Genomic DNA, 21,482 nt, shown 5'->3' on the forward strand with positions numbered 1-21,482 from the left:
AGAGAGGCATGATGAGACCGCCAGGGGGCGCTAACGGCGACTGCGCCAGCGCACCCTGGGGGCAATCACCTGGGCGGTCTGGGCAGGGGGATTACCCGCGATCAGCTGCTGCATCAGCTCGAAGGCGGCCCGGGCCAGGGCCGGGCAATCCTGGGCCACGGAATCGATGCGCATGGGGATGCAGTCGAGCAGATCGTGATCGTCGAAGGTACACAGCCGCATGCCCGTCTCCATCAGCCCCGCCTCGTTGAGGTAGCGCAGCACCCCTTCGAGCAGGGTGAAGGAGGCGGTGAACAGCCCCTTCGGCGGCGCCCCGAGCTCCGCCACCAGCTCGGCCATCAACTGATAGCCGGAGCTCGGCTGGTAATCGCGGTGACGTACCTGGCCGTCCGGCGCCTCCAGCCCGGCTCTGTGCAGCCCCAGCTCGTAACCCGCCAACCGGTGGCGGCTGGGGGAGAGATCCAGCAGGCCGCCGAAGTAGTAGATCTCCTCGCCACACTCGCGGGCCATGTCCTGCACCAGCTCGGCGGTGGCCTTGCAGGCGTCCGAGATCACCATGGGCAGGCGCGACTCGCCGATGTGGCGGTCGAGCTGCACCACCGGCAGACGGTCGTGGATGCGGGCATAGATGTCGTCGCTGTGGCCGCTGGAGGCGACGATGAGGCCATCCACCTGACGGCTGATGAGGTTGTCCACCACCCGCTGCTCCAGGGTGGGGTCATCCTCGGAGCAGGCGATGAGCAGCTGGATCCCCGCCTCTCGACAGCGGGCCTCCAGGGCACGGGCGATGCTGGCGAAGCCGAAGTTGGTGAGGTCGGGGATCACCAGCCCCCAGGTGTAGCTGCGCACCTCCCGCAGGGAGCGGGCATGGATGCTGGGCTGATAGTGGCACTCGTCCGCCACCGCCTGGATCCGCTTGCGGGTATCATCGGCGATGCGGTATTCCGCACTCTTGCCGTTGAGCACCAGGCTGGCGGTGGCCTTGGAGACCCCCGCGAGCGTGGCTATCTGGGCAATCGTGATCCGTTTCTTCTTCTCCACCTGACCTCCCGGCACACTGAGACCGGGCTATTGTACTAGGCAGGTCGCCAGCGGCCAGTGATCGAGGCAAATTTTGCTGCCATCACCACCACAACGCGTGGAAAGTACTGGGTTTTTGCCGGGGAAGTAGCGGGTCGACAGGCTCTGGCGCCCGCCATCGACGAAGCACTCCAGGCTGGAGCGGTCACACAAGATGGTGATCTTGCCCCCAAGCCAGGGGGAGCTTCGCTCTTCCCACTCCCCGCTCTGCCAGTTCTGGCGACGCAGGACAAGACGCCCCGGCTGCCAGCACAGCTCGACCACGGCGCCAAACCCGAGGCTCCCCTCCCCGCACAGATCCAAGTCGAGCCAGGCCGAGTCGATGGCCATCCCCGCAAACTCGCTGGGCGTCCCCTCGAAGCGGGTCTGCTCCCCTTTCAAGGCGCCAATCTCCGCCACCGGCCGCTGACAGAGCCAGTCGTCCTGCCAGAACAGCTCCCGCGGGCAGCTCATCTGGTGCAGCCAGCCGTGCTCGAGAGTCGGCTGGCTCATCTCGTTCTCCTCCGGCAAGCCCAGCCAGCCGAACAGCAGGCGTCGACCCTGGCTGTCCTGGGTGGTTTGGGGGGCGTAAAACTCGAACCCCCTGTCCAGCTCGTGGAAGGCCCCGTGCTCGAACTTTGCTCCGTCGAAACTGCCCGCCAGCCAGCCGCACTGATAGAGATTGCGATAATCCTCTCCCTGGGATGCGATGCCCTGGGGGCAGCTGATCAGCACATGACGATCCCCTAGGGGGAAGAGGTCCGGGCACTCCCACATATAGCCAAACTCACCCAGCCCCCCGCGCCCACTGCCGGCGATGGGGCCCACCAGCGTCCAGGCATCCAGGGTGTCGCCGCGATAGAGCAGCACTTCACCCTTGTCATCCTGGGTGCGCGCTCCCAGCACCATGAGCCAGTGCCGACCGTCGTGCCACACCTTGGGGTCGCGCACATGGCCGCTGTAGCCTTCAGGCAAGTTCAGCACGGGGCCCAGCTTGGCAAAACCGCCCTCATCGTCGGCGCGGGCCAGACACTGGTAGGCGGTGCGGCCGCCGTCCGGGTATTTGACGTTGCCGGTATAGATGAGGGTCAGGCGCCCCTGCTCGTCGCTCACCGCCGAGCCCGAATAGCAGCCGTGGCTCTCATAGTCCTCGGTGGGCAGGAGCGCCACCGGCTCGTGCCGCCAGTGCAGCAGATCGGTGGAGGTGACGTGGCCCCAGCCCTTGTTGCGGTGCTCGCAGCCGAGCGGGTTCCACTGGTAGAAGAGGTGGTAGCGCCCGTCGTGCTCGATGAAGCCGTTGGGATCGTTGAGCAGCCCCACCGGGGCTGCCAGGTGCCAGCGGGGCCGATGGGGATCGGCCGCCGCCTTGAGCTGTCCGGCCAGCAGCGACCGGACAACCTGGTTGAGGAGATAAGCGTCCTTCATCACTCCACCTTGTACTTCAGCAGGTAGGAGGCGGCGAAGGCGGCGCCAAAGGCGATCACCAGACCGATGACGTAGTGAATGAGGCTCAGCGGCTGGACGATGGCCATGCCCGGGATGCCGGTCAGGCCTACCGCCGTCATGCCGACCTTGGCCGCCACCACGTAGGCGCCGCCGCAGGCACCGCCGAACAGACCGGCCAGGAAGGGTTTGATGTAGCGCAGGTTGACCCCGAAGATGGCGGCCTCGGTGATGCCGAGCAGGCAGGACATGGCCGCCGGCACGGTGATCGCCTTGATCTTCACATCCCGGGTCTTGAAGTAGACAGCCAGGCAAGCCCCCCCCTGGGCCACGTTGGCCATGGCCCAGATGGGCAGCAGGAAGTTGACGCCTATGGCCGGGTTGGTGAGCAGCCCCGCCTCTATGGCGTGGAAGCTGTGATGGATGCCGGTGATGACGATGAGCGAATAGGTGCCGCCGAACACCAGACCCGCCAGCCAGCCCGCCTGCTCATAGAGGGCGCTCAGGCCAAAGGAGATGCCATCCCCCAGTACGCGCCCGGCAGGGCCGATGAAGAGCAGCGCCACGAAACCGGTGATGATGACGGTGAGAAACGGGGTGAGGATCAGATCCAGGGCATCCGGGATGCGCCTTCTCAGCTGCTTCTCCAGGTGGGACATGAACCAGACCGCCAAGAGCACCGGGAAGACGGTGCCCTGATAGCCGATCATCGCCACGTCCAGCCCGAAGAAGTCCATGGTCTTGAAGCCACCCGCCACGCCCCAGGCGTTGGTCAGGGCCGGATGGGTCAGAATGCCGCCCAGCGTCGCCCCCAGATAGGGGTTGCCGCCAAATTCCCGCGCCGCCGTAAAGCCGATGAGGATGGGCAGTATGATGAAGGCCGCCGAGCTGAACATGTCGAGCATCACAAAGAGCGCGCTGTCGGCGTTGACCCAGCCGTAGGTGCGCACCATGCCGAGCAGCCCCATCAGCAGGCCGGACGCGACGATGGCCGGAATGATGGGCACGAAGATGTTGGAGAGGGTCCGCGCCAGACGCTGGGCCACATTGAGCTTGGCCGTCGCCATGTCGGTCAGTTCTGCCTTGCTGGCGGTGCCGGTCCCGGTCAGGGTGACAAACTCGGCATAGACCTTGTTGACCAGACCGGTGCCGAAAATGACCTGAATTTGACCGGCGTTGCTGAAGCACCCCTTGACTCCGTCCAGCTTGTCGATGGCGGCCTTGTTCACCTTGCTGTCGTCCGCCAGCACCAGCCGCAGCCGGGTGGCGCAGTGGGCGGCGCTGACGATGTTCTCACTGCCCCCGAGCAGGGGCACCAGATCCTTGGCTATCGCACTGATATTCATATTCTTCCTCTTATGGCCCACCACGCTGGCGGGCCCTTGTCACATGAGAGTAGGGTCTGTCGATGTGAGCGGCTAGCCGCGGATCAACAGCCGCTTGCGCCCGATCGCAAAAAGGCATCCAGTTCGGTGCGGGTCGGCAACGCCGTCATGGCACCCTTGGCGGTGGTGGCGAGCGCCCCGCAGCCGTGAGCCTGAGCCAGGATGGCGGGCAGCTCGGCGAGACTCGGTAGCGACGAGCGCCCGGCCAGCGCCGCCAGCAGCCCGGCGACGAAGGCATCCCCCGCCCCCGTGGTGTCGAGCGGGGTCACTTTGGGCCCCACCCACTCCAGCCGCTCACCGCCGAGGCGGGCCACCACACCGGCCGCCCCTCGGGTCACCAGCACCAGTGCCGGCCCCGCTATAGTGGCGAGCCCCGCCGCCAGATCCTCCTCGCCGCTCAGCAGTTGCAGCTCCTCCACCGAGAGCTTGACCACGTCCGCGAGGGCCATGGCCTCGCGCACCACTGGCAGCATCTCGGCCGGGTTGCCCCACACCTCGGGCCTCAGGTTGGGGTCGAAGCAGACCCGTCCCCCGACCGCCCGTATGGTCGCCATGGCCTGCAGGCAACTGGCGCGCACCGGCTCGTTGGCGAGCGCGATGGAGCAGGTCAGCAGCCACTGACCGGCCTGGAAGACCGGCAGATCGGCGGGGCTCAGGAACTGATCGGCACTGGGGCGCACCATGAAGGTGAAGCTGCGCTCCCCTGCTTCATCGAGCTCCACCAGCACTGTGCTGGTGCGATGGGCCGGATCCAGAGTCAGGTGGCGAATGTCGACGCCCTCCGCCGCCAGGGTGTCGGCCATGAAGCGGCCGAAGGGATCGCCGCCGACCCGGCCAATAAAGGCCGACTCGCCGCCGAGGCGGGCAACGCCGACCGCCACGTTGGCCGGCGCGCCGCCCGGACACTTGAGGTAGTGCGCCTCCCCTTCCGGGATCAAGTCCACCACCGCATCCCCCATTACCCACACACGATTCGTCACCTTGCTACTCCACTGCTGCACAGGATTTGCCAGAGCCGGGCCCCGACCTCTTGGTCGACATTATCTGCTAAACCGATTTAGCTAACCAACAGATCCCGGCACCGGCTGCCATTTTTGTGATCGGGATAACGAACTAGAACCAGGTTTCCATCTGAATGCCGAAGTTCCACTCGCCACCGGCGGTGAAGTCGCTCTGGCCCATGGCATCTGTGCTGGCGTAATTGTCGAGCTCGGAGGACCAGTCCATCCAGGTGGCGAGCACCCGAAGCTCTGGCCGCTCGAAGAAGCCGACGGTCTGGGCCTTGAAGGTAGGCGCGAAGGTGAGCTTGGCAAAATCGCCGCTCACCGCCTGGCGACCCTTGTAGCCCTTGGGATCCAAGTCCATGTATTGCCAGGTGGCCTCGTAGACCAACTCGACATTCTGGCTCAGCACCTGGGCGACCCGGGTGTTGAGGGTCAGCCACTGGTACTCGTCCCCCTTCACGTAGCGATCCTGGCTCTGCTCGGCCAGCAGGGCCGGGGCGACACGCCAGCGGGGAGTGATATCCGTGGCACCAAACACGGCAACCCGCACCGCGTCGGCGTCCGGCAGCAGCTCGCTGTCGGAACCCAAGCCCTTGAGCTCGGCCCCCAGGCCATGACCATAGAGCACGGCCGCCTTGGAGAAGCCGGGATTGATGCCAAAGAAGCTGTCGGCATGGTAGGCCAGCAGGGTGTGGGCCCCCTTGTCCGCCGCCTCGCTACCCGCGCCGTCGTCGTTGATGCGCGCCTCGTTGTCCTTGGCCGAGAGGCCATTGACCATCCACTGCCAGTTGCCGAAGCGGTTGTTCATGGTGAGGATGTAGCTCTCTATGTCGGACAGATCACTCGCGCTGATGTCGCCGTAATCGCGGCCATAGAGGGAGAAGTTCGCCTTCCAGCCGTCGGCCAGCTGCACGTCGTAGACGCCGCCGCCGGTACCGGCCAGGAAGACCACGTCCGAGTCGAGCCAGTGGATGTCGAAGTTGTCCCGATCGAAGCGCTTGCCCGCCCAGAGCACAGAGTGCTGGAAGGGGCCGCTGAAGCTCGCCAGGTCGCCGATCTCGGCAAACACCTGACGGGTGTTGAGGCTCGAATCGCTGGCGGTCCAGTCGTTGCTGGTCTCCACTCCGTCCGCCAGCATCAGCTTGTAGCGGGCCCAGCTGCCGTCCTCAAAGGTCTGGGTCTTGAGCAGATTCGCTTCCATGTAGGTGTCGTCTTCGTTGCCAAGGCGACCCACGGCGCCGCCCACGGATCCGGCCGGGGTGATGTAGGGGCCGCCACGGCCGCCATTGCCGTTGCCGTTGACCAGGAGCCCGGAGCGGGCATAACCGTGAAACTCGAAGCCCTGGGCACCGGCGGTCTGCTTGTCCACCTTCTCGCTGCGGGTGTTGGCGACTTGGGCCTCCTCACTGGCCGCACTCGCCTTTATCTCGGCCTGACTGGCACGGCTCTCCGCAGCCTCGGCTCTCGCTTCGGCCGCCTGCACCCGCGCCTCCAGCGCCGCCAGCCTGGCTTCGATACCGCCCTCGGCCGCCCACAGCGGGCTGCTCATTCCCAATCCCAGTGCCACCGCCAGCGCCAACTTGCTCTTGAACATGGTCATCTTCCTCATCTCTGGTCCCTGCCCTGCCGGGCTCTGTTGTTATCGCGAAGAGAGCATAGCTAAACCGCTTTAGCTTATTCAATATGACGGCTAAACCGTTTCAGCCAGTCTGTGAGCGAGGTAGCATTTGCACGGGAAGAGTTGGTGGAAGTTGTGAGGCGGATCCCTCATCGGGATCCACTCAATAGGGCGAGCTCGGGCCGAACGACAGGCAAAAAAAGAGCCGGCACTCAGGCCGGCTCTTTTATCTGGGTCGCAAAAATCAGCTGGTCAGATCGTCGAAGAAGCGTTTCACCCCTTCGAAGAAGCCTTCCGATTTCGGCTTGTGGGTCTTGGCGGCGGCGCCGCTGAAGGACTCGTCCAGCTGGCGCAGCAGCTCCTTCTGGGACTCGGTCAGCTTGACCGGGGTCTCGACCACCACCTTGCACATCAGATCCCCCACCTGGCCGGAGCGCACGGACTTGACGCCCTTGCCCCGCATGCGGAACATCTTGCCGGTCTGGGTCTCGGATGTGACCTTGAGCTTGACCCGGCCATCCAGGGTCGGCACTTCAATTTCGCCGCCCAAGGCGGCTGCGGTGAAGCTGATGGGCACCTCGCAGTAGAGGTTGTTGCCATCACGCACGAAGATCTCGTGCTCCTTGACGTGCACCTGCACATACAGATCGCCAGCCGGTGCGCCGGCTTCCCCCGCTTCCCCTTCGCCGGAGAGACGGATGCGATCCCCGGTGTCGACACCGGCCGGGATCTTGACCGACAGTGTCTTGGTCTTCTGGTAGCGACCCTCGCCATGGCACTTGCGGCACGGATCCTTGATGATCTTGCCGCGACCGTGACAGTGGGGGCACGCCTGCTGCACCGCGAAGAAGCCCTGACGCATCTGCACCTGACCGGCACCATGGCAGGTCGGGCAGGTCTGGGCACTGCTGCCGGTGTGGGCACCGGAGCCGTTGCATACCTCGCAGTGGACCAGGGTCGGCACCTTGATCTCCTTGGAGACCCCGCGCACCGCCTCTTCCAGGGTCAGCTCCATGGTGTAGCGCAGGTCGGAGCCCCGGGCCGGGCCGCGACGACCGCCGCCACGGCTGCCACCGAAGATGTCGCCAAACACGTCACCGAAGATGTCACCGAAGTCGGCGCCACCGCCGAAGCCGCCGTGACCGCCGCCCTGGCTCTGATCCACCCCGGCATGGCCGTACTGGTCGTAGCGGGCGCGCAGGTTCTCGTCGGTCAGGACCTCGTAAGCTTCCTTGACCTCTTTGAACTTCTCTTCGGAGGCGGCATCACCCTGGTTGCGATCCGGGTGATACTTCATCGCCAGACGCTTGTACGCCTTCTTGATCTCGCGCTCGTCGGCACCCTTGGCCACCCCGAGCACTTCATAGAAATCGCGCTTCGACATACTTATCCTATTGCGTTGTCAGCAGTTATGCAGACGGGCGTTGGTTGCCCAACGCCCGTGAATTCATTGACGAATCTGCTCACACTCTTACTACGAAGCCGTGATCAAGGCTCATGTGCAGCTCGCTTGTTTGTAACCAAGAGTGCTCATGTATTTACATACACTCCGGTTCCTGCGCTGCTCTTTACCTTGCTGACGGCCTCTCGCGACAGACCGTAAACAGATTCTGAGCCAATGGGCGAAGCGAACCTCGCCCATCCGGGTCGGGCTTATTTCTTGTCGTCTTTCACTTCTTCGAACTCGGCGTCGACCACGTCGTCGTCCGCCTTGGCAGAAGAGGAGGACTGACCGGCCTCGGCACCGGCGCCTTGCGCCTGAGCCTGCTGCTGGGCAATTTCCATCAGCTTCTGGGAGGCTTCCATCAGCGCCTGTTGCTTGGCTTCGATGGCGGCCTTGTCGTCGCCCTTGATGGCGGCTTCCAGCTCGGACAGAGCAGTCTCGATCTTGGTCTTGTCGTCGCTTGGCAGGGCGTCACCGGCTTCGGTCACCTGCTTGCGCACCGAGTGGACCAGACCGTCGGCCTGGTTGCGGGCATGCACCAGCTCTTCGAACTTCTTGTCCTCGGCCGCGTTGGCTTCGGCTTCGCGTACCATGCGTTCGATCTCCTCATCAGACAGACCGGAAGAGGCCTGGATGGTGATCTTCTGCTCCTTGTTGGTCTCCTTGTCTTTGGCGGAGACGTGCAGGATGCCGTTGGCGTCGATGTCGAAGGTCACTTCGATCTGCGGCAGGCCGCGCGGTGCCGGACGGATGCCTTCCAGGTTGAACTGGCCCAGGGACTTGTTGTCGCTGGCGCGCTTGCGCTCACCCTGCAGCACGTGAATGGTCACGGCAGACTGGTTGTCTTCGGCGGTGGAGAACACCTGGGACTTCTTGGTCGGGATGGTGGTGTTCTTCTCGATGAGCGCAGTCATCACGCTGCCCATGGTCTCGATCCCCAAGGAGAGCGGGGTGACGTCCAGCAGCAGTACGTCGGTCTTGTCACCGGACAGTACGGCGCCCTGGATGGCGGCGCCCATGGCCACGGCTTCGTCCGGGTTGACGTCTTTGCGCGGCTCTTTGCCAAAGAACTCGGCAACTGTCTTCTGAACCAGCGGCATACGGGTCTGACCACCCACCAGGATGACGTCGTCGATCTCGCCAACCGCCAGACCGGAGTCTTTCAGGGCGACACGAACCGGCTCCAGGGAGTCTTTCACCATGTCTTCCACCAGGGATTCCAGCTTGGCGCGGGTCACCTTGATGTTCATGTGCTTGGGACCGGTGGCATCTGCGGTGATGTACGGCAGGTTGACGTCGGTCTGCTGGGCGGAAGAGAGCTCAATCTTGGCCTTCTCGGCGGCATCTTTCAGACGCTGCAGCGCCAGCTGGTCGTTGCGCAGATCGATGCCCTGCTCGCGCTTGAACTCGTCTACCAGGTAGTTGATGACGCGGTTGTCGAAGTCTTCACCACCCAGGTGGGTGTTGCCGTTGGTGGCCAGCACTTCGAAGGTGGTTTCCCCTTCCACTTCATCGATCTCGATGATGGAGATGTCGAAGGTACCGCCACCCAGGTCATAGACGGCAACCTTGCGCTCGCCCTTGACCTTGTTGACGCCGTAGGCAAACGCAGCCGCGGTCGGCTCGTTGATGATGCGCTTGACGTCCAGACCGGCGATGCGACCGGCATCCTTGGTAGCCTGACGCTGGGCGTCGTTGAAGTAGGCCGGCACTGTGATGACCGCTTCGGTCACCGGCTCGCCCAGGTAATCCTCGGCGGTCTTCTTCATTTTCTTCAGCACTTCGGCAGAGATCTGCGGCGGAGCCATCTTCTTGCCTTTGACTTCTACCCAGGCGTCGCCGTTGTCGGCCTTGGCGATGGCGTACGGCATGATCTTCAGGTCACGCTGCACCTCTTCATCTTCGAAGCGGCGGCCGATCAGACGCTTGATGGCGAACAGGGTGTTCTTCGGGTTGGTGATGGCCTGACGCTTGGCAGGCTGACCAACCAGGATCTCGCCATCATCGGCATAGGCAATGATGGACGGAGTAGTACGGTCGCCCTCTGCGTTCTCGATCACGCGAGCAGTGTCGCCATCCAGAATGGCGACGCAGGAGTTGGTAGTACCCAGGTCAATACCGATGATTTTACCCATTTGACGAATCTCCAAATACTTAGATTAAACAGGCGAATCGCTCGCCTTAATGCGTTAACGGCTAGGTGGGGGCTTCGCGAGTCGCTTTCAAGCTCCCGACAGTAAATTTTTACTGCCACCGTGCCTTGTCACCTATATGGGGCCGGGCCCGATGGCTTCAAGGGCACCATACAAAAAACGCGGGATTTTGTTGCATGCCAGCCCGAAAAAGCGCCACGGCGGCCAACAAAAAGCCCGCCGAGCGGCGGGCTCAGCACAGTGACGGGGCTCAGGCCGGGGCCTTGGAGACCATCACCATGGCCGGACGGATCACCCGACCGTTGAGCTCGTAGCCTTTCTGCATCACGGCGATGACGGTGTTCGGGGCCACATCGGCGCTCGGCACCATGCTCATGGCCTGATGGGCGTTGGGGTCGAACGGCTGGTTCTGGGGATCCAGCGCCACCAGGCCAAACTTGGCGACACCGCTCTGCATGGATTTGAGGGTCAGCTCGACCCCTTCGATCATGGGCTTGAGGGCCTCGCTCTCCTTGTCAGCCAGTTCGATGGCGCGCTCCAGGTTGTCCAGCACCGGCAGCAGTTCGGCGGCGAACTTCTCCAGGGCGAACTTGTGGGCCTTCTCCACGTCCTGAGCGGCGCGGCGACGCAGGTTTTCCATCTCGGCGACGGCACGCACGGCACGCTCGCGCTCTTCCTGGGACGCCAGCAGGGCGGCTTCCAGCTGCGCCTCCAGCTCGGCGATACGCACCTGCTCGGCTGTCACTTCACTGTCTACATCGGTCGGCTCGACTGGCTGGACTTCCACTTGCTCCATCGCTTCAACCTTTTGCTCTTCGTGGTTCATGACATCTCCAATGTTCAGGGTTGCTTGTGAGGGGTGGCTGAGATACGGGTAGAGGATGACGCCTCAGCAGCCCCTGTGTTGGCGCTATTATGGGGACGCAGCCCCGGCTTTCAAGGGGAAAAGCCCATGTCGTGGGCAATGGATCCCGCCAACCGGCCATTTTGCCGCGCTTCAGAGCCGATTGCGCCAACTGCCATGGAGACAGACAAATCCCCGGCAAAGCGCGGTATACTCCCCCCAATACTCACCCAGACCCGATAAGCCATGGATTCTCCGTTCAAAACCGTCGCCCTGATTGGCAAACCCCATCACGAAGGGGCCAACCAGACTCTGACCGGCTTGCACCACTACCTGACCACCCGGGGCTTCCGGGTGCTGGTGGAGAGCCGGGTCGCCCACACCCTCGGCATCCTGGATGAAAACGTGATGGATCTGGTGCAGCTCGGCGAGCAGGCGGACTTGGCCATCGTCGTCGGCGGGGACGGCAACATGCTGGGGGCGGCCCGGGTGCTGTCACGATTCGATGTGGCGGTGATCGGGGTGAACCGGGGCAACCTCGGTTTTCTCACCGATCTCTCGCCCCAGGATTACCTGGTGCCCCTGGAGCAGGTGCTCTCCGGCCACTTCAAGAGCGAACACAGATTCTTGCTGGAGGCGGCCGTCTATCGCCACGGCGAGCGCAAGGCGAGCAACCTGGCGGTGAACGAGGCGGTGCTGCACCCGGGCAAGATAGCCCACATGATCGAGTTCGAGGTCTATATCGATGGCAGCTTCATGTACAGCCAGCGCGCGGACGGCATCATAGTGGCCACCCCCACCGGATCCACCGCCTACTCCCTGTCGGCGGGGGGCGCCATCCTCACCCCCAAGCTCAACGCCATCACGCTGGTGCCCATGTTCCCCCACACCCTGAGCAGCCGTCCCATCGTGCTGGATGCGGACAGCGAGGTGCGGCTGCTGGTCTCCCCCGACAACCAGGACGACGCCATGCAGGTGAGCTGCGACGGTCAGGTGACCCTGGCGGTACACCCGGGGGACGAGATCCTCATCAAGAAGAGCCAGCACAAGCTGCACCTGGTGCATCCGCTGGATTACAGCTACTTCCACGTGCTGCGCAACAAGCTCGGCTGGGGCAGCAAGCTGTTCTAGCCTTGGCCCCCAGGCGGGCCACGCTTCAGCCGCAGCGGCTCGGGGTCGGCCTGGAAATGGACGCCATTTCGCCCCGTCGCCTTCACCCGGTACATGGCCTCGTCGGCCCGGGCCAGCAACTGCGCCAGCCCGGGTTCACCCCGGGCGCAGATCCCCCCCACGCTGACCGTCACCCCCTCGCACGGCGGGCAGGCGCCCTGGCGGGAGCCCGTCTCTATCTGGCGGCGGATCCGATCACAGATGGAGTGCGCCATCTGGCTGCTCACTCCTTCCATGATGATGGCGAACTCCTCGCCGCCGATGCGCCCCACCAGATCGTCCTTGCGCACCTCGGCCACCAGCACCCTGGCCACATAGCGGATCACCTCGTCACCGCAGCCATGACCATAGCTGTCATTGACCCGCTTGAAGTGATCGATGTCGAGCACCACCACGCAGCGCATCTGCCCCGGCGCCCCCCGCTCCCCCAGCCTGAACAGGCCGCGCCGGTTGAGCACCCCGGTGAGGGGATCCCGCTCCGAGAGGGCCAGCAGCGCCTGCTCCGTCTCCACATAGGCCACCAGGGGCAGCAGCAATACCGAGCCTATGGTCAGCACCATGTGCATGAAGAAGATGCCGTCCAGCAGCCAATGCCCCTCCCCCGTCTCTCCCCCCTGCGTCTGGGCCAGCAGCAATACCCCCTGGCTCAGCAGGATCGCGAAATGAAGCAGGTAGATGACAGAAACCGTGTAGAGCACCCGCTTCTGATGCTGGCTGAGGGAGAAGATCAGACAGGCGCACCACAGATAGACAACAGACTCCATCAGCGCCAACACCAGCCGCACGTCGGCCAGGCTAGACAGTCCCAGATAGGCAAGCAGCAGCAGGGCAACCCCTGTCCACAGGGCTCGGGGGCGCCAGGACAGACCATAGAGGGCATAAAAACCGGCCAGCAACAGCAATATGCTCATGAGGGAGGCAAGACCCCCGACCCGCAAGCCCAGGGCCGGGTGACCGGCCAATACCCCCAGACTGAGCAGCAAGATGGAGAGGGAGAAGAGAAAGGCCGACAGGGACCAGAGCAGGAAATTGCGCCGACCGGGCTTGAGGGAGTGGATGAATAGCATGAGCAGCGCCGACATCAGATTGATTGCCAGGGAGATCAACAGCAGGGTCGGGGTGTGGATCATCTTGACGCATCCTTGGTGAAGGCGGGAGGGCCTGCCCCGGCTCATCCTGAGCCATACCTGTCTCGAGTGTGTCTCAGCCATCCCGACTCCACAAGGCCCCTCCTCGACAAGCCCCGCAGGAGGCGAGCGATCCCGAGCCTGGCCCCTTCCTTCGCGACCCCCATCCAGGTTCACCGCCCCCCATCTGGAAAAAATCCCGCCACGCACACTTTACTGTATATAAGACCAGTATATACTGGATGCATACACAGTAATGTTGACCCATACAGGATGAGACCATGCTGACCCAGCTGACCGTCAACAACTTCGCCATCGTCAAGTTTCTCGAGCTCGATCTGCAACCGGGCATGACCTGCATCACGGGGGAGACGGGGGCGGGCAAGTCCATCGCCATCGACGCCCTGGGGCTGTGCCTCGGCGAGCGGGCCGAGGCCGCCATGGTGCGCCCCGGCAGCGACAAGACGGAGGTGAGCGCGCGCTTCCTGCTCGACGGCAACCCCCTGGCCCGCGCCTGGCTTGCCGGCAATGAGCTAGAGAGCGAAGGAGAGTGCATAGTGCGGCGCGTGGTCTCGGCGGAAGGGCGATCCCGCAGCTATGTCAACGGCGTCCCCGTCCCCCTGACCCAGTTGCGCAGCCTGGGGCAGCTGCTGGTCAACGTCCACGGCCAGCACGCCCACCAGCTGTTGCTCAAGCCCGACTACCAGCTCGCCCTGCTCGACGGTTATGCCGGCCATCATCTGTTGCTGGCGGACGTGCGCCAGCACTATCAGCAGTGGCGCCAGCTGCAAAACGAGCTCAATCGCCTCAAGGCCGAGCAGCAACAGCGGGAGGCCCGCCGCCAGCTCATCGAATATCAGGTGCAGGAGCTTGACGAGTTTGCGCTGCAACCCGGGGAATTCGAGGCCATCGAAGAGGAGCATCAGCGCCTGGCCAACGGCACCGAACTGATGCAGGAGTGCGGCTTCTGCCTCGACCTGCTCCATGACAACGAAGAGACCACCATCGCCGGCCTGCTCCAGGTGGCGGTGGACAGGGCGGAGGGGCTGGTCGCCATGGATGCCCGCCTCGCCCCCGTGCTGGAGATGCTGAACGAATCCCTGATAGGGGTGCAGGAGAGCCACAGCGAGCTGCGCAGCTACCTGGATCGGCTGGAGCTGGATCCCGAGCGTTTCAACGAGCTGGAAGCCCGGCTCTCCCGCGCCATCAATCTGGCCCGCAAGCACCATGTCAAACCCGCCGAACTGGCCCAGTTTCACCAGGATCTGGCCAGCGATCTCGCCCGTCTCCACTCCGATGAGGAGCGCCTCGAGGGGATGGAGAGCGAGCTGGCCGAGGCCCGCACCGCCTTCCTCCAGGCCGCCGAGGCCCTGAGCCAGAGCCGGCAACGCTACGGCGCCGAACTGGCCACCCAGGTCACCGCCAGCATGCAGGAACTCTCCATGGCCGATGGCCGCTTCGCCATCGAGATCAAGCCGGATGCCAGTGCCAGCCTCTCCCCCCTCGGCATCGATCGGGTGGAGTTCATGGTCACCACCAACCCGGGCCAGCCCATGCAGCCGCTGGGCAAGGTCGCCTCCGGCGGCGAGCTGTCTCGCATCAGTCTGGCCATCGTCGTGATCAGCGCCCGCAAGGTCGCTACCCCCACCCTGATCTTCGACGAGGTGGACGTGGGGATCAGCGGCCCCACCGCCGCCGTGGTGGGCCGCCTGCTGCGCCAGCTCGGCGAATCGACCCAGGTGATGGTGGTCACCCACCTGCCCCAGGTTGCGGGCAATGGCCACCAGCACCTGGTGGTGAGCAAGCACACCGATGGCAAGACAACAGAGACCCGCATGAGCGCACTTGACGACAGGGCCCGTCTCAACGAACTCGCTCGCTTGCTCGGCGGTGATCAGATAACCGACAACACCCTGGCCAACGCCCGTGAGCTGCTGCAGGCCTGATCCAGGCCCAGAGGCTGGCGGTGAAACAAGCGGCCACTGTGCTGAACGGCGCCCAGGCGGGAGCCGCAATAGAGACAAGCCGCCACTGTGCAGACCAGCCCCCATACGCCGCCGCAACCGGGTGTGAAGCAAATAGTCGGATAAGCCGCCCTAGCCGACGGGATGACAAACCCGGCCCATGGCGGCCAATGCTTATGCGATGCCGCAACCGGACACGGAGCCAGGCAGCAGGCAGACAAAAGTGCCCCCGCCCCACCCCCTGTTGTTCCCATTCGATATGTCCTCGACTCCGCGCCGATCCATGTCCTCTGGCCCCCTTGCCACCCCCCCCAATCCTTGGCGCCTTGCATCCCTCAGGCCCCTTGTCACCCGTCCCCGTGACCCCACCCCTTGGCTCCTTGCATCTCTCTGTCCCCCTTGTCACCCGTCCCCGTGACCCCAGCCCTTGGCTCCTTGCATCTCTCAGGCCCCCTTGCCATCCATCCCCGTGACCCCAACCCTTGGCGCCTTGCATCCCTCAGGCCCCATGTTCCCGGCCCCGGCTCTTTGCAATAATGAGTCCCCATCGTTTGCCTCGGCTGTTATGCTGATGCCCCTGCGTCCCGTGCCCAGCCCATCTCATCCGGAGGCCCTCATGATCCACGTATTCGGTCATCGCAACCCAGACAGCGACAGCATCTGCTGCGCCCTGGTGCTGGCGGACTGGCTCAATAGCCAGGGCCGTCCCGCCACCCCCTGGCGCCTGGGGGAGCTGCGCACCGAGACCCGCTTCATTCTCGCCAGTGCCGGCGTGGCGCCCCCCGATCTGCTGGCGCGGGAGGTCAGCGGGCTGGATGTCTGGCTGGTGGATTTCAGCGAGCTCGAGCAGGGGCCCGAGGGGCTGGCCAGGGCCAACGTCATCGGCCTGGTGGATCACCACAGGCTGGGTTCCCTGCGCACCGAGGCGCCGCTCGATGCCTGGATCCGCGCGGTGGGCAGCTCGGCCACCATAGTGCTGGATCTCATCGGCGAGCCGACCCGCTCCCAGGCCCGCCTGCTGCTCGGCGCCATCCTGAGCGATACCCTCTGCCTGCGCTCCCCCACCACCACGGCCCAGGACGAGGCCGCCTGCCAGCGGCTCGCCCCCCTGGCCGGGCTCGACCTGGCCGAGTTTGGCCAGCAGTTGTTGGCGGCCAAGACGGATCTCGGTGGACTGGACGCCGTCCAGCTGCTGCGCCAGGACGAGAAGGGCTACCAGCTGGCGGGGCGCAACCTGGTGATGAGCCAGATTGAGGTGGCCAGCCTGGGGCAGATAACGCCCCTGCTGGCGGCCCTCGAGGCCGAGATGGCGCGGCGGGTTCGGGAGGAGAACCTGGATGCCTATGTGCTGATGGTGACGGACCTTGGCGCGAGGGAGAGCCGGATCTCGGCCTGCTGCCACCCGGATCGCCCGGATCCCCGCCTGCCGTGCCAGCCCGTGACCCTGGCCGGCGTGGTGAGTCGCAAGAAGCAGGGTCTGCCCTGGCTCGGCGCCCAGCTGACCAGGGAGTGACCCGGACGCCCCGGCCGAAGCGCCGCGAACGGGCCGGGGCGACAAACGTTGTTACACCTTGGCGGCTGTCTTTTGGCCGCCTTTTACTGCAGGATATTTCCTTTTGTCTCTTCCTCTTGTGTGGATGTCAGCGAAATCATGAAGATGCCCCTTACTCCCAGGCTGCGCTGGCTGCTCGCCGCCCTGCTGCTGGCCCTGACTGTCTGGCTGCTCTGGCCGGCCAAGGCCCCCTCCCCCCAGCTCAGCGCCCCCGTGACCCGCGAGGACATCGAGGATGCGGTGCTCGCCAGCGGCGTTCTGGAGGCGGTGGAACAGGTCGATGTGGGCGCCCAGGTCTCGGGCCAGGTGACCCGCCTGCTGGTGGAAAATGGCCAACGGGTCAAACAGGGAGAGCTGCTGGCCGAGATAGATCCCCTCATCGCCCAGAACGACCTCAAGACGGCCCAGGCCGAACTCGCCAGCAGCCAGGCCCAGCTCAAGATCAAGCTGGCCCAGCTCAAGCAGTTCGAACTCGCCTGGCGCCGCCAGCAGCAGATGTTCGGCCAGCAGGCGAGCTCGAGAGCCGATCTGGAGAGCGCCGAGGCCCAGCTCGCGGTGACCCGGGCCGAGGTGCAAAATGCCCAGGCCAACATCGACAGCGCCACCATCAAGGTCGAGCGTGCCCGCACCCAGCTCGGCTACACCAAGATCCTGGCCCCCATGGATGGCACCGTCATCGCCATCGTCACCCGTCAGGGTCAGACCCTGGCCGCCACCCAGACGGTACCCACCCTGCTCAAGCTCGCGAACCTGGACACCATGACGGTCAAGGCCCAGATCTCCGAGGCCGATGTCAGCAAGGTCCATGCCGGCATGCCGGTCTATTTCACCCTGATAGGGGATCCCGACACCCGCTACCAGGCCAGGCTGCGCACCGTGGAGCTGGCCCCCACCAACATCAACGATCAGACCACCAGCACCAGCGGCACCAATGTTGCCGTCTACTACTATGCCCTGTTTGACGTGGCCAACCCCGACCATGCCCTGCGGGTCGCCATGACCACTCAGGTCACCATAGTGCGCGACCGGCGCCAGGGGGTCCTCACCATCCCCAGAACCGCCCTCGGCAAACGGCTGGGGCCGGGGGAATACCAGGTGCAACGGCTCACTGGCGACGCCCCCCAGACCCTCACCATCAAGACCGGGCTCCAGGACGAGATCAAGGTCGAGGTGCTGGCCGGGCTCGAGGAGGGTGACCGGGTGGTGATAGGCCAAGCCCCGGCGGCCAATGGCGCCCCCGATGAGACTGACGAGGACGAGCTGTCATGAACCAGGCTTCCATCGACGCCCCCCTCATCGCGCTCGAGGGGGTCAGCCGCCGCTACCTGAGCGGGGAGCAGGAGGTGACTGTGCTGCACCCCCTGAGCCTCACCATCCAGGCCGGGGAGATGGTGGCCATCGTCGGCGCTTCGGGCTCGGGCAAGTCCACCCTGATGAACCTGCTGGGCTGCCTGGACAGGCCGAGCGAGGGTCACTACCGCTTTCGCGGCCAGGAGACGGCAAGCCTGGACGCCCTGGCCCTGGCCAGGCTGCGCTGCCACCACTTCGGCTTCATCTTCCAGCGCTATCACCTGCTGCCGCACCTGGATGCCGCCGCCAACGTGGAGATCCCCGCCGTCTATGCCGGCATGGCCAAGGCGGATCGCCATGCCCGCTCCCGGGCCCTGCTCACCCGGCTGGGCCTGAGTGATCGCAGCCACCACACCCCGGGTCAGCTCTCCGGCGGCCAGCAGCAGAGGGTCAGCATCGCCCGGGCCCTGGCCAATGGCGGCGAGGTGATCCTGGCCGACGAGCCGACCGGTGCCCTCGACAGCCAGAGCGGCAAGGAGGTGATGGCCATCTTGAAGGAGCTCCATGGCCTGGGCCACACCATCATACTGGTGACCCACGACATGGCGGTGGCGGACCATGCCGATCGCATCATCACCCTCAAGGATGGCCGGGTGCAGAGCGACAGCGGCAGCCCCGCCTCCCTGCCTCCGCCACCGACCCCTGCCGCCATCCCCAAGGGCAGCCAGGGGCTGGATCGTTACCGCGAGGCCGCGCGCATGGCGCTGCACGCCATGCTGGCCCATCGCATGCGCACCTTCCTCACCATGCTCGGCATCATCATCGGCATCGCCGCCGTGGTGAGCGTGGTGGCGCTGGGCCAGGGGGCCCGCGCCAAGGTGATAGGCCAGATCAATGCCATGGGGACCAACACCATCGACATCTTCCCCGGCAAGGGCTGGGGCGACGAGAAGGCCGCCAGCATCCGCACCCTGAACGAGGGGGATCTGCGCGCCCTCCAGGGCCAGCCCTATCTGGAGGGGGCCAGTCCCCAGCTCTCCACCTCGGCGCAGCTGCGCTATCGCAACCAGACCAAGAGCGGCACTGTGAACGGGGTGAGCAGCGACTTCTTCCGGGTCAAGGGGATGACCCTGGTCGGCGGTCGCCTGTTCAGCGAGCGGGACAGCCTGGATCGGGCCTCCCTGGCCGTGGTCGATGCCGACAGCATCAAGGGGCTGCTCGGCGACGAGGATCCCATCGGCAAGGTGCTGCTCATCGGCACCCTGCCGGTGCGGATCATCGGCCTCATCAAGGAGGAGACCGGCTTTCGCCAGCCGAGCCAGTCGGTGAGCGTCTGGCTGCCCTACCGCGCCGTGATGAGCCGCCTCATCTCCCAGAACCACTTCAACCAGATCACCCTGAGGGTGCGCGATGGCGTCCAGCCGGCCCTGGCGGAGCGAGAGGTCATCGCCCTGCTGCGCCAGCGCCACGGCGGCAAGGATTTCTTCACCTTCAGCAGCGACAAGATATTGCAGTCGGTGGAGAAGACCACCGCCACCCTGACCCTGCTGGTCTCCGCCATCGCGGTCATCTCCCTCATCGTCGGCGGCGTCGGGGTCATGAACATCATGCTGGTCTCTGTGGTGGAGCGCACCCGGGAGATTGGGATCCGCATCGCGGTCGGCGCCCGCCAGTCCGACATCTTGCAGCAGTTTCTGATTGAAGCCGTGATGGTCAGCCTGCTGGGGGGCGTGCTCGGGGTCGGGCTCGCCCTCCTCATCGGCCTGCTGTTCTCCTCCCTGGTCGATGCGATGCAGATGCAGTTCTCCCTCTTCTCCATCCTGATGGCGTTTGCCTGTTCCACCCTGATCGGCATCCTGTTTGGTTACCTGCCCGCCCGCAACGCCGCCCGCCTCGACCCCGTGGTCGCCCTGGCCAGGGAGTGATGATGAGATCCGCAATGGTGAACATGAAAAGACTCAGATTACCCTGGTTCGGCCTCGCCTTGCTCCTCGGGGCCTGCGCCCAGCCAAGCCCCTATCACAGGGGGGATTACGCCCTGCCCGCCCAGTGGCAACAGCAAGATGCCCTGGCCGCGGCCCCGTCGTCCGGCCCCTGGTGGCGAGGCTTTCACGACCCGGCCCTCGACGCCCTGGTCGAGGCGGTGCTCGCCGCCAACACGGATCTCCACGTGGCGGGACTCAGGCTCAAGGGAGCCCGTCTCGCCACCGATCAGGCCGACACCAACCTGACCCCAGGGGTCAATGCCAGCCTGGATGCCAACGGCAACAAGAACCTCAAGAGCGGCGTCAGCAGCCACAGCATGGGCCCCACCCTGACCGTCAGCTATGAGCTGGACTTGTGGGGCAAGCTGGCGGCGGTGCGGGATCAGGCAAGCTGGGAGGCAGCCGCCAGCGCCGAGGATCTCGCCGCCACCCGCCAGAGCCTGATCCGCCAGGCCCTGCAGCAATACTGGCAACTCGGCTATCTCAATAGCGCCATCACCCTGGGGGAGCGCCAGCTCGCCAACCTCAACCAGATCCTGCGCCTGACCCAGGTGCGCCATGAGGCGGGCGCCGTGCCGCGCCTGGATCTCGTGCAGGCCAGCGCACAGCTCGCCGGCAAGCAGGCGGCCCAGGCCAGCCTGCGAAGCCAGAGGGTCGCGGCGGGCAATGCCCTGCTGCAGCTGCTCGGTCGCAACCGCGGACCCGTGCCGTTCGAACCAAAGGGGCTGCCCCTGACCCCGATCCCGGCCATCGCCGTCGGCATCCCGGCCGACCTGCTGGCCCGGCGCCCGGACCTGAAGGCCGCCGAGCTGCGCCTGCGCAAGACCCTCGCCAGGGGGGATGAGGTGCGCACCAGCTTCTACCCGGCCCTGACCCTGACCGGCAGCGCCAGCACCGCCTCGGACAGGCTGGCCCAGGTGCTGGAAAATCCGGTGGGCAGCCTGGGCGCCGCCCTCACGCTCCCCTTCCTCGAGTACAACAACAACCGGATCGCCGTTGCCAGCAGCGAGAACGACTACCAGATAGCCCAGGCCGAGTTTCGCCAGCGGCTGTTCGATGCCCTGTTCGAGGTGGAGAACGCCCTGGCCGCCCGCCGCTATGGTGAGGCCCAGCTCACCAGCCTCGCCCTGCAGCAAGGCTATGCCATCGAGGCGGATCGCCTGGCCCGGGTGCGCTACGAGGCGGGCAACAGCCCGGTACAGGAGTGGCTGGACGAGCAGAACCGCCGCTGGGATGCCGAGCTGGCCCTGCTCGCCCAGCAGCAGAGCCAGCTCAACACCATGGCGAGCCTCTATCTGGCCCTGGGGGGGCGCGATGACCCGGCAGGGGAGGCGCCCTCATCTCCTGAGCCCGCCAGCCGCCCCTAGGGCCAAGGTGGGAGCCCCGTCGATGGCATCCTCCCGTCTATGCCACATGCCGCACTGCCTATGCCCAGGCAGGGCGA

General features: G+C 65.1%; 15 protein-coding genes. 6 read left to right on the forward strand and 9 right to left on the reverse strand.

Annotation, left to right across the window (positions count from 1 at the left end):
• Window positions 1-30: 30 nt before the first annotated feature.
• The 8 genes from ACW5W4_RS05735 to grpE all read right to left on the reverse strand — a co-directional run bounded on the left by ACW5W4_RS05735 (window position 31) and on the right by grpE (window position 10,932).
• Window positions 31-1,041 carry a substrate-binding domain-containing protein gene (locus ACW5W4_RS05735; protein WP_456688709.1) on the reverse strand — a complete coding sequence of 337 codons (1,011 nt, stop codon included), beginning with the start codon at window positions 1,039-1,041 and terminating at the stop codon, window positions 31-33.
• A gap of 27 nt (window positions 1,042-1,068) precedes the next feature.
• Window positions 1,069-2,484: a glycoside hydrolase family 32 protein gene (locus ACW5W4_RS05740; RefSeq protein ID WP_456688710.1), complete on the reverse strand. Its 1,416-nt coding sequence runs from the start codon at window positions 2,482-2,484 to the stop codon at window positions 1,069-1,071.
• The gene (locus tag ACW5W4_RS05745; protein ID WP_456688711.1) at window positions 2,484-3,848 is read right to left on the reverse strand and encodes a sucrose-specific PTS transporter subunit IIBC; all 1,365 of its coding nucleotides are present in this window, start codon (window positions 3,846-3,848) and stop codon (window positions 2,484-2,486) included. The genes ACW5W4_RS05740 and ACW5W4_RS05745 overlap by 1 nt, the downstream gene beginning before the upstream one ends.
• 83 nt (window positions 3,849-3,931) lie before the next feature.
• Window positions 3,932-4,888 (reverse strand): aminoimidazole riboside kinase, encoded by a 957-nt coding sequence (locus ACW5W4_RS05750; RefSeq protein WP_456688712.1) that lies wholly within the window; start codon window positions 4,886-4,888, stop codon window positions 3,932-3,934.
• A 112-nt stretch (window positions 4,889-5,000) separates the two neighbouring features.
• Window positions 5,001-6,491, reverse strand: coding sequence for a carbohydrate porin (locus tag ACW5W4_RS05755; protein ID WP_456688787.1), 1,491 nt, complete (start codon window positions 6,489-6,491; stop codon window positions 5,001-5,003).
• 262 nt (window positions 6,492-6,753) lie between these two features.
• Window positions 6,754-7,893, reverse strand: a complete 1,140-nt coding sequence (dnaJ, locus tag ACW5W4_RS05760) for a molecular chaperone DnaJ (protein WP_427260586.1) — start codon at window positions 7,891-7,893, stop codon at window positions 6,754-6,756.
• Window positions 7,894-8,162: 269 nt separating this feature from the next.
• On the reverse strand, window positions 8,163-10,088 hold the full coding sequence (gene dnaK / locus ACW5W4_RS05765; RefSeq protein ID WP_427260585.1) for a molecular chaperone DnaK: 1,926 nt from the start codon (window positions 10,086-10,088) through the stop codon (window positions 8,163-8,165).
• Between the two features lie 268 nt (window positions 10,089-10,356).
• A complete protein-coding gene (gene grpE, locus ACW5W4_RS05770) occupies window positions 10,357-10,932 on the reverse strand; it encodes a nucleotide exchange factor GrpE (RefSeq protein WP_427260584.1) in 576 nt (191 codons plus the stop codon).
• Between the two features lie 264 nt (window positions 10,933-11,196).
• On the opposite strand from grpE, the gene nadK reads away from it, so the two are divergent.
• Window positions 11,197-12,081 carry an NAD(+) kinase gene (gene nadK, locus ACW5W4_RS05775; RefSeq protein WP_427260583.1) on the forward strand — a complete coding sequence of 295 codons (885 nt, stop codon included), beginning with the start codon at window positions 11,197-11,199 and terminating at the stop codon, window positions 12,079-12,081.
• On the opposite strand, the gene ACW5W4_RS05780 is transcribed toward nadK, so the two are convergent.
• A complete protein-coding gene (locus ACW5W4_RS05780; protein WP_456688713.1) occupies window positions 12,078-13,250 on the reverse strand; it encodes a diguanylate cyclase in 1,173 nt (390 codons plus the stop codon). The two genes, nadK and ACW5W4_RS05780, sit on opposite strands and share 4 nt — an antisense overlap.
• A 278-nt stretch (window positions 13,251-13,528) precedes the next feature.
• Here ACW5W4_RS05780 and recN point away from each other — a divergent pair, with 278 nt between their 5' ends.
• The 5 genes from recN (at window position 13,529) to ACW5W4_RS05805 (ending at window position 21,405) form a co-directional block, all read left to right on the forward strand.
• Complete coding sequence (recN, locus tag ACW5W4_RS05785; RefSeq protein ID WP_456688714.1) at window positions 13,529-15,193, forward strand: DNA repair protein RecN; 1,665 nt, start codon at window positions 13,529-13,531, stop codon at window positions 15,191-15,193.
• A gap of 634 nt (window positions 15,194-15,827) precedes the next feature.
• Window positions 15,828-16,724 (forward strand): DHH family phosphoesterase, encoded by an 897-nt coding sequence (locus ACW5W4_RS05790; RefSeq protein ID WP_456688715.1) that lies wholly within the window; start codon window positions 15,828-15,830, stop codon window positions 16,722-16,724.
• A 144-nt stretch (window positions 16,725-16,868) separates the two neighbouring features.
• The gene (locus ACW5W4_RS05795) at window positions 16,869-18,032 is read left to right on the forward strand and encodes an efflux RND transporter periplasmic adaptor subunit (protein WP_456688788.1); all 1,164 of its coding nucleotides are present in this window, start codon (window positions 16,869-16,871) and stop codon (window positions 18,030-18,032) included.
• 11 nt (window positions 18,033-18,043) lie between these two features.
• Window positions 18,044-19,978 (forward strand): MacB family efflux pump subunit, encoded by a 1,935-nt coding sequence (locus ACW5W4_RS05800; RefSeq protein WP_456688789.1) that lies wholly within the window; start codon window positions 18,044-18,046, stop codon window positions 19,976-19,978.
• A gap of 23 nt (window positions 19,979-20,001) precedes the next feature.
• Window positions 20,002-21,405 carry an efflux transporter outer membrane subunit gene (locus ACW5W4_RS05805; protein ID WP_456688716.1) on the forward strand — a complete coding sequence of 468 codons (1,404 nt, stop codon included), beginning with the start codon at window positions 20,002-20,004 and terminating at the stop codon, window positions 21,403-21,405.
• The last annotated feature ends 77 nt before the right edge of the window (window positions 21,406-21,482 follow it).

The sequence above is a fragment of the Aeromonas crassostreae genome (genome assembly GCF_054052445.1).

Coding starts and splice junctions, on each gene's coding strand:
- ACW5W4_RS05740 (WP_456688710.1), bottom strand. CDS start 2,484: ATGAAGGACGCTTATCTCCTCAACCAGGTTGTCCGGTCGCTGCTGGCC.
- ACW5W4_RS05745 (WP_456688711.1), bottom strand. CDS start 3,848: ATGAATATCAGTGCGATAGCCAAGGATCTGGTGCCCCTGCTCGGGGGC.
- ACW5W4_RS05755 (WP_456688787.1), bottom strand. CDS start 6,491: ATGACCATGTTCAAGAGCAAGTTGGCGCTGGCGGTGGCACTGGGATTG.
- dnaJ (WP_427260586.1), bottom strand. CDS start 7,893: ATGTCGAAGCGCGATTTCTATGAAGTGCTCGGGGTGGCCAAGGGTGCC.
- dnaK (WP_427260585.1), bottom strand. CDS start 10,088: ATGGGTAAAATCATCGGTATTGACCTGGGTACTACCAACTCCTGCGTC.
- grpE (WP_427260584.1), bottom strand. CDS start 10,932: ATGAACCACGAAGAGCAAAAGGTTGAAGCGATGGAGCAAGTGGAAGTC.
- nadK (WP_427260583.1), top strand. CDS start 11,197: ATGGATTCTCCGTTCAAAACCGTCGCCCTGATTGGCAAACCCCATCAC.
- ACW5W4_RS05780 (WP_456688713.1), bottom strand. CDS start 13,250: ATGATCCACACCCCGACCCTGCTGTTGATCTCCCTGGCAATCAATCTG.
- recN (WP_456688714.1), top strand. CDS start 13,529: ATGCTGACCCAGCTGACCGTCAACAACTTCGCCATCGTCAAGTTTCTC.
- ACW5W4_RS05790 (WP_456688715.1), top strand. CDS start 15,828: ATGATCCACGTATTCGGTCATCGCAACCCAGACAGCGACAGCATCTGC.
- ACW5W4_RS05795 (WP_456688788.1), top strand. CDS start 16,869: ATGCCCCTTACTCCCAGGCTGCGCTGGCTGCTCGCCGCCCTGCTGCTG.
- ACW5W4_RS05805 (WP_456688716.1), top strand. CDS start 20,002: ATGAAAAGACTCAGATTACCCTGGTTCGGCCTCGCCTTGCTCCTCGGG.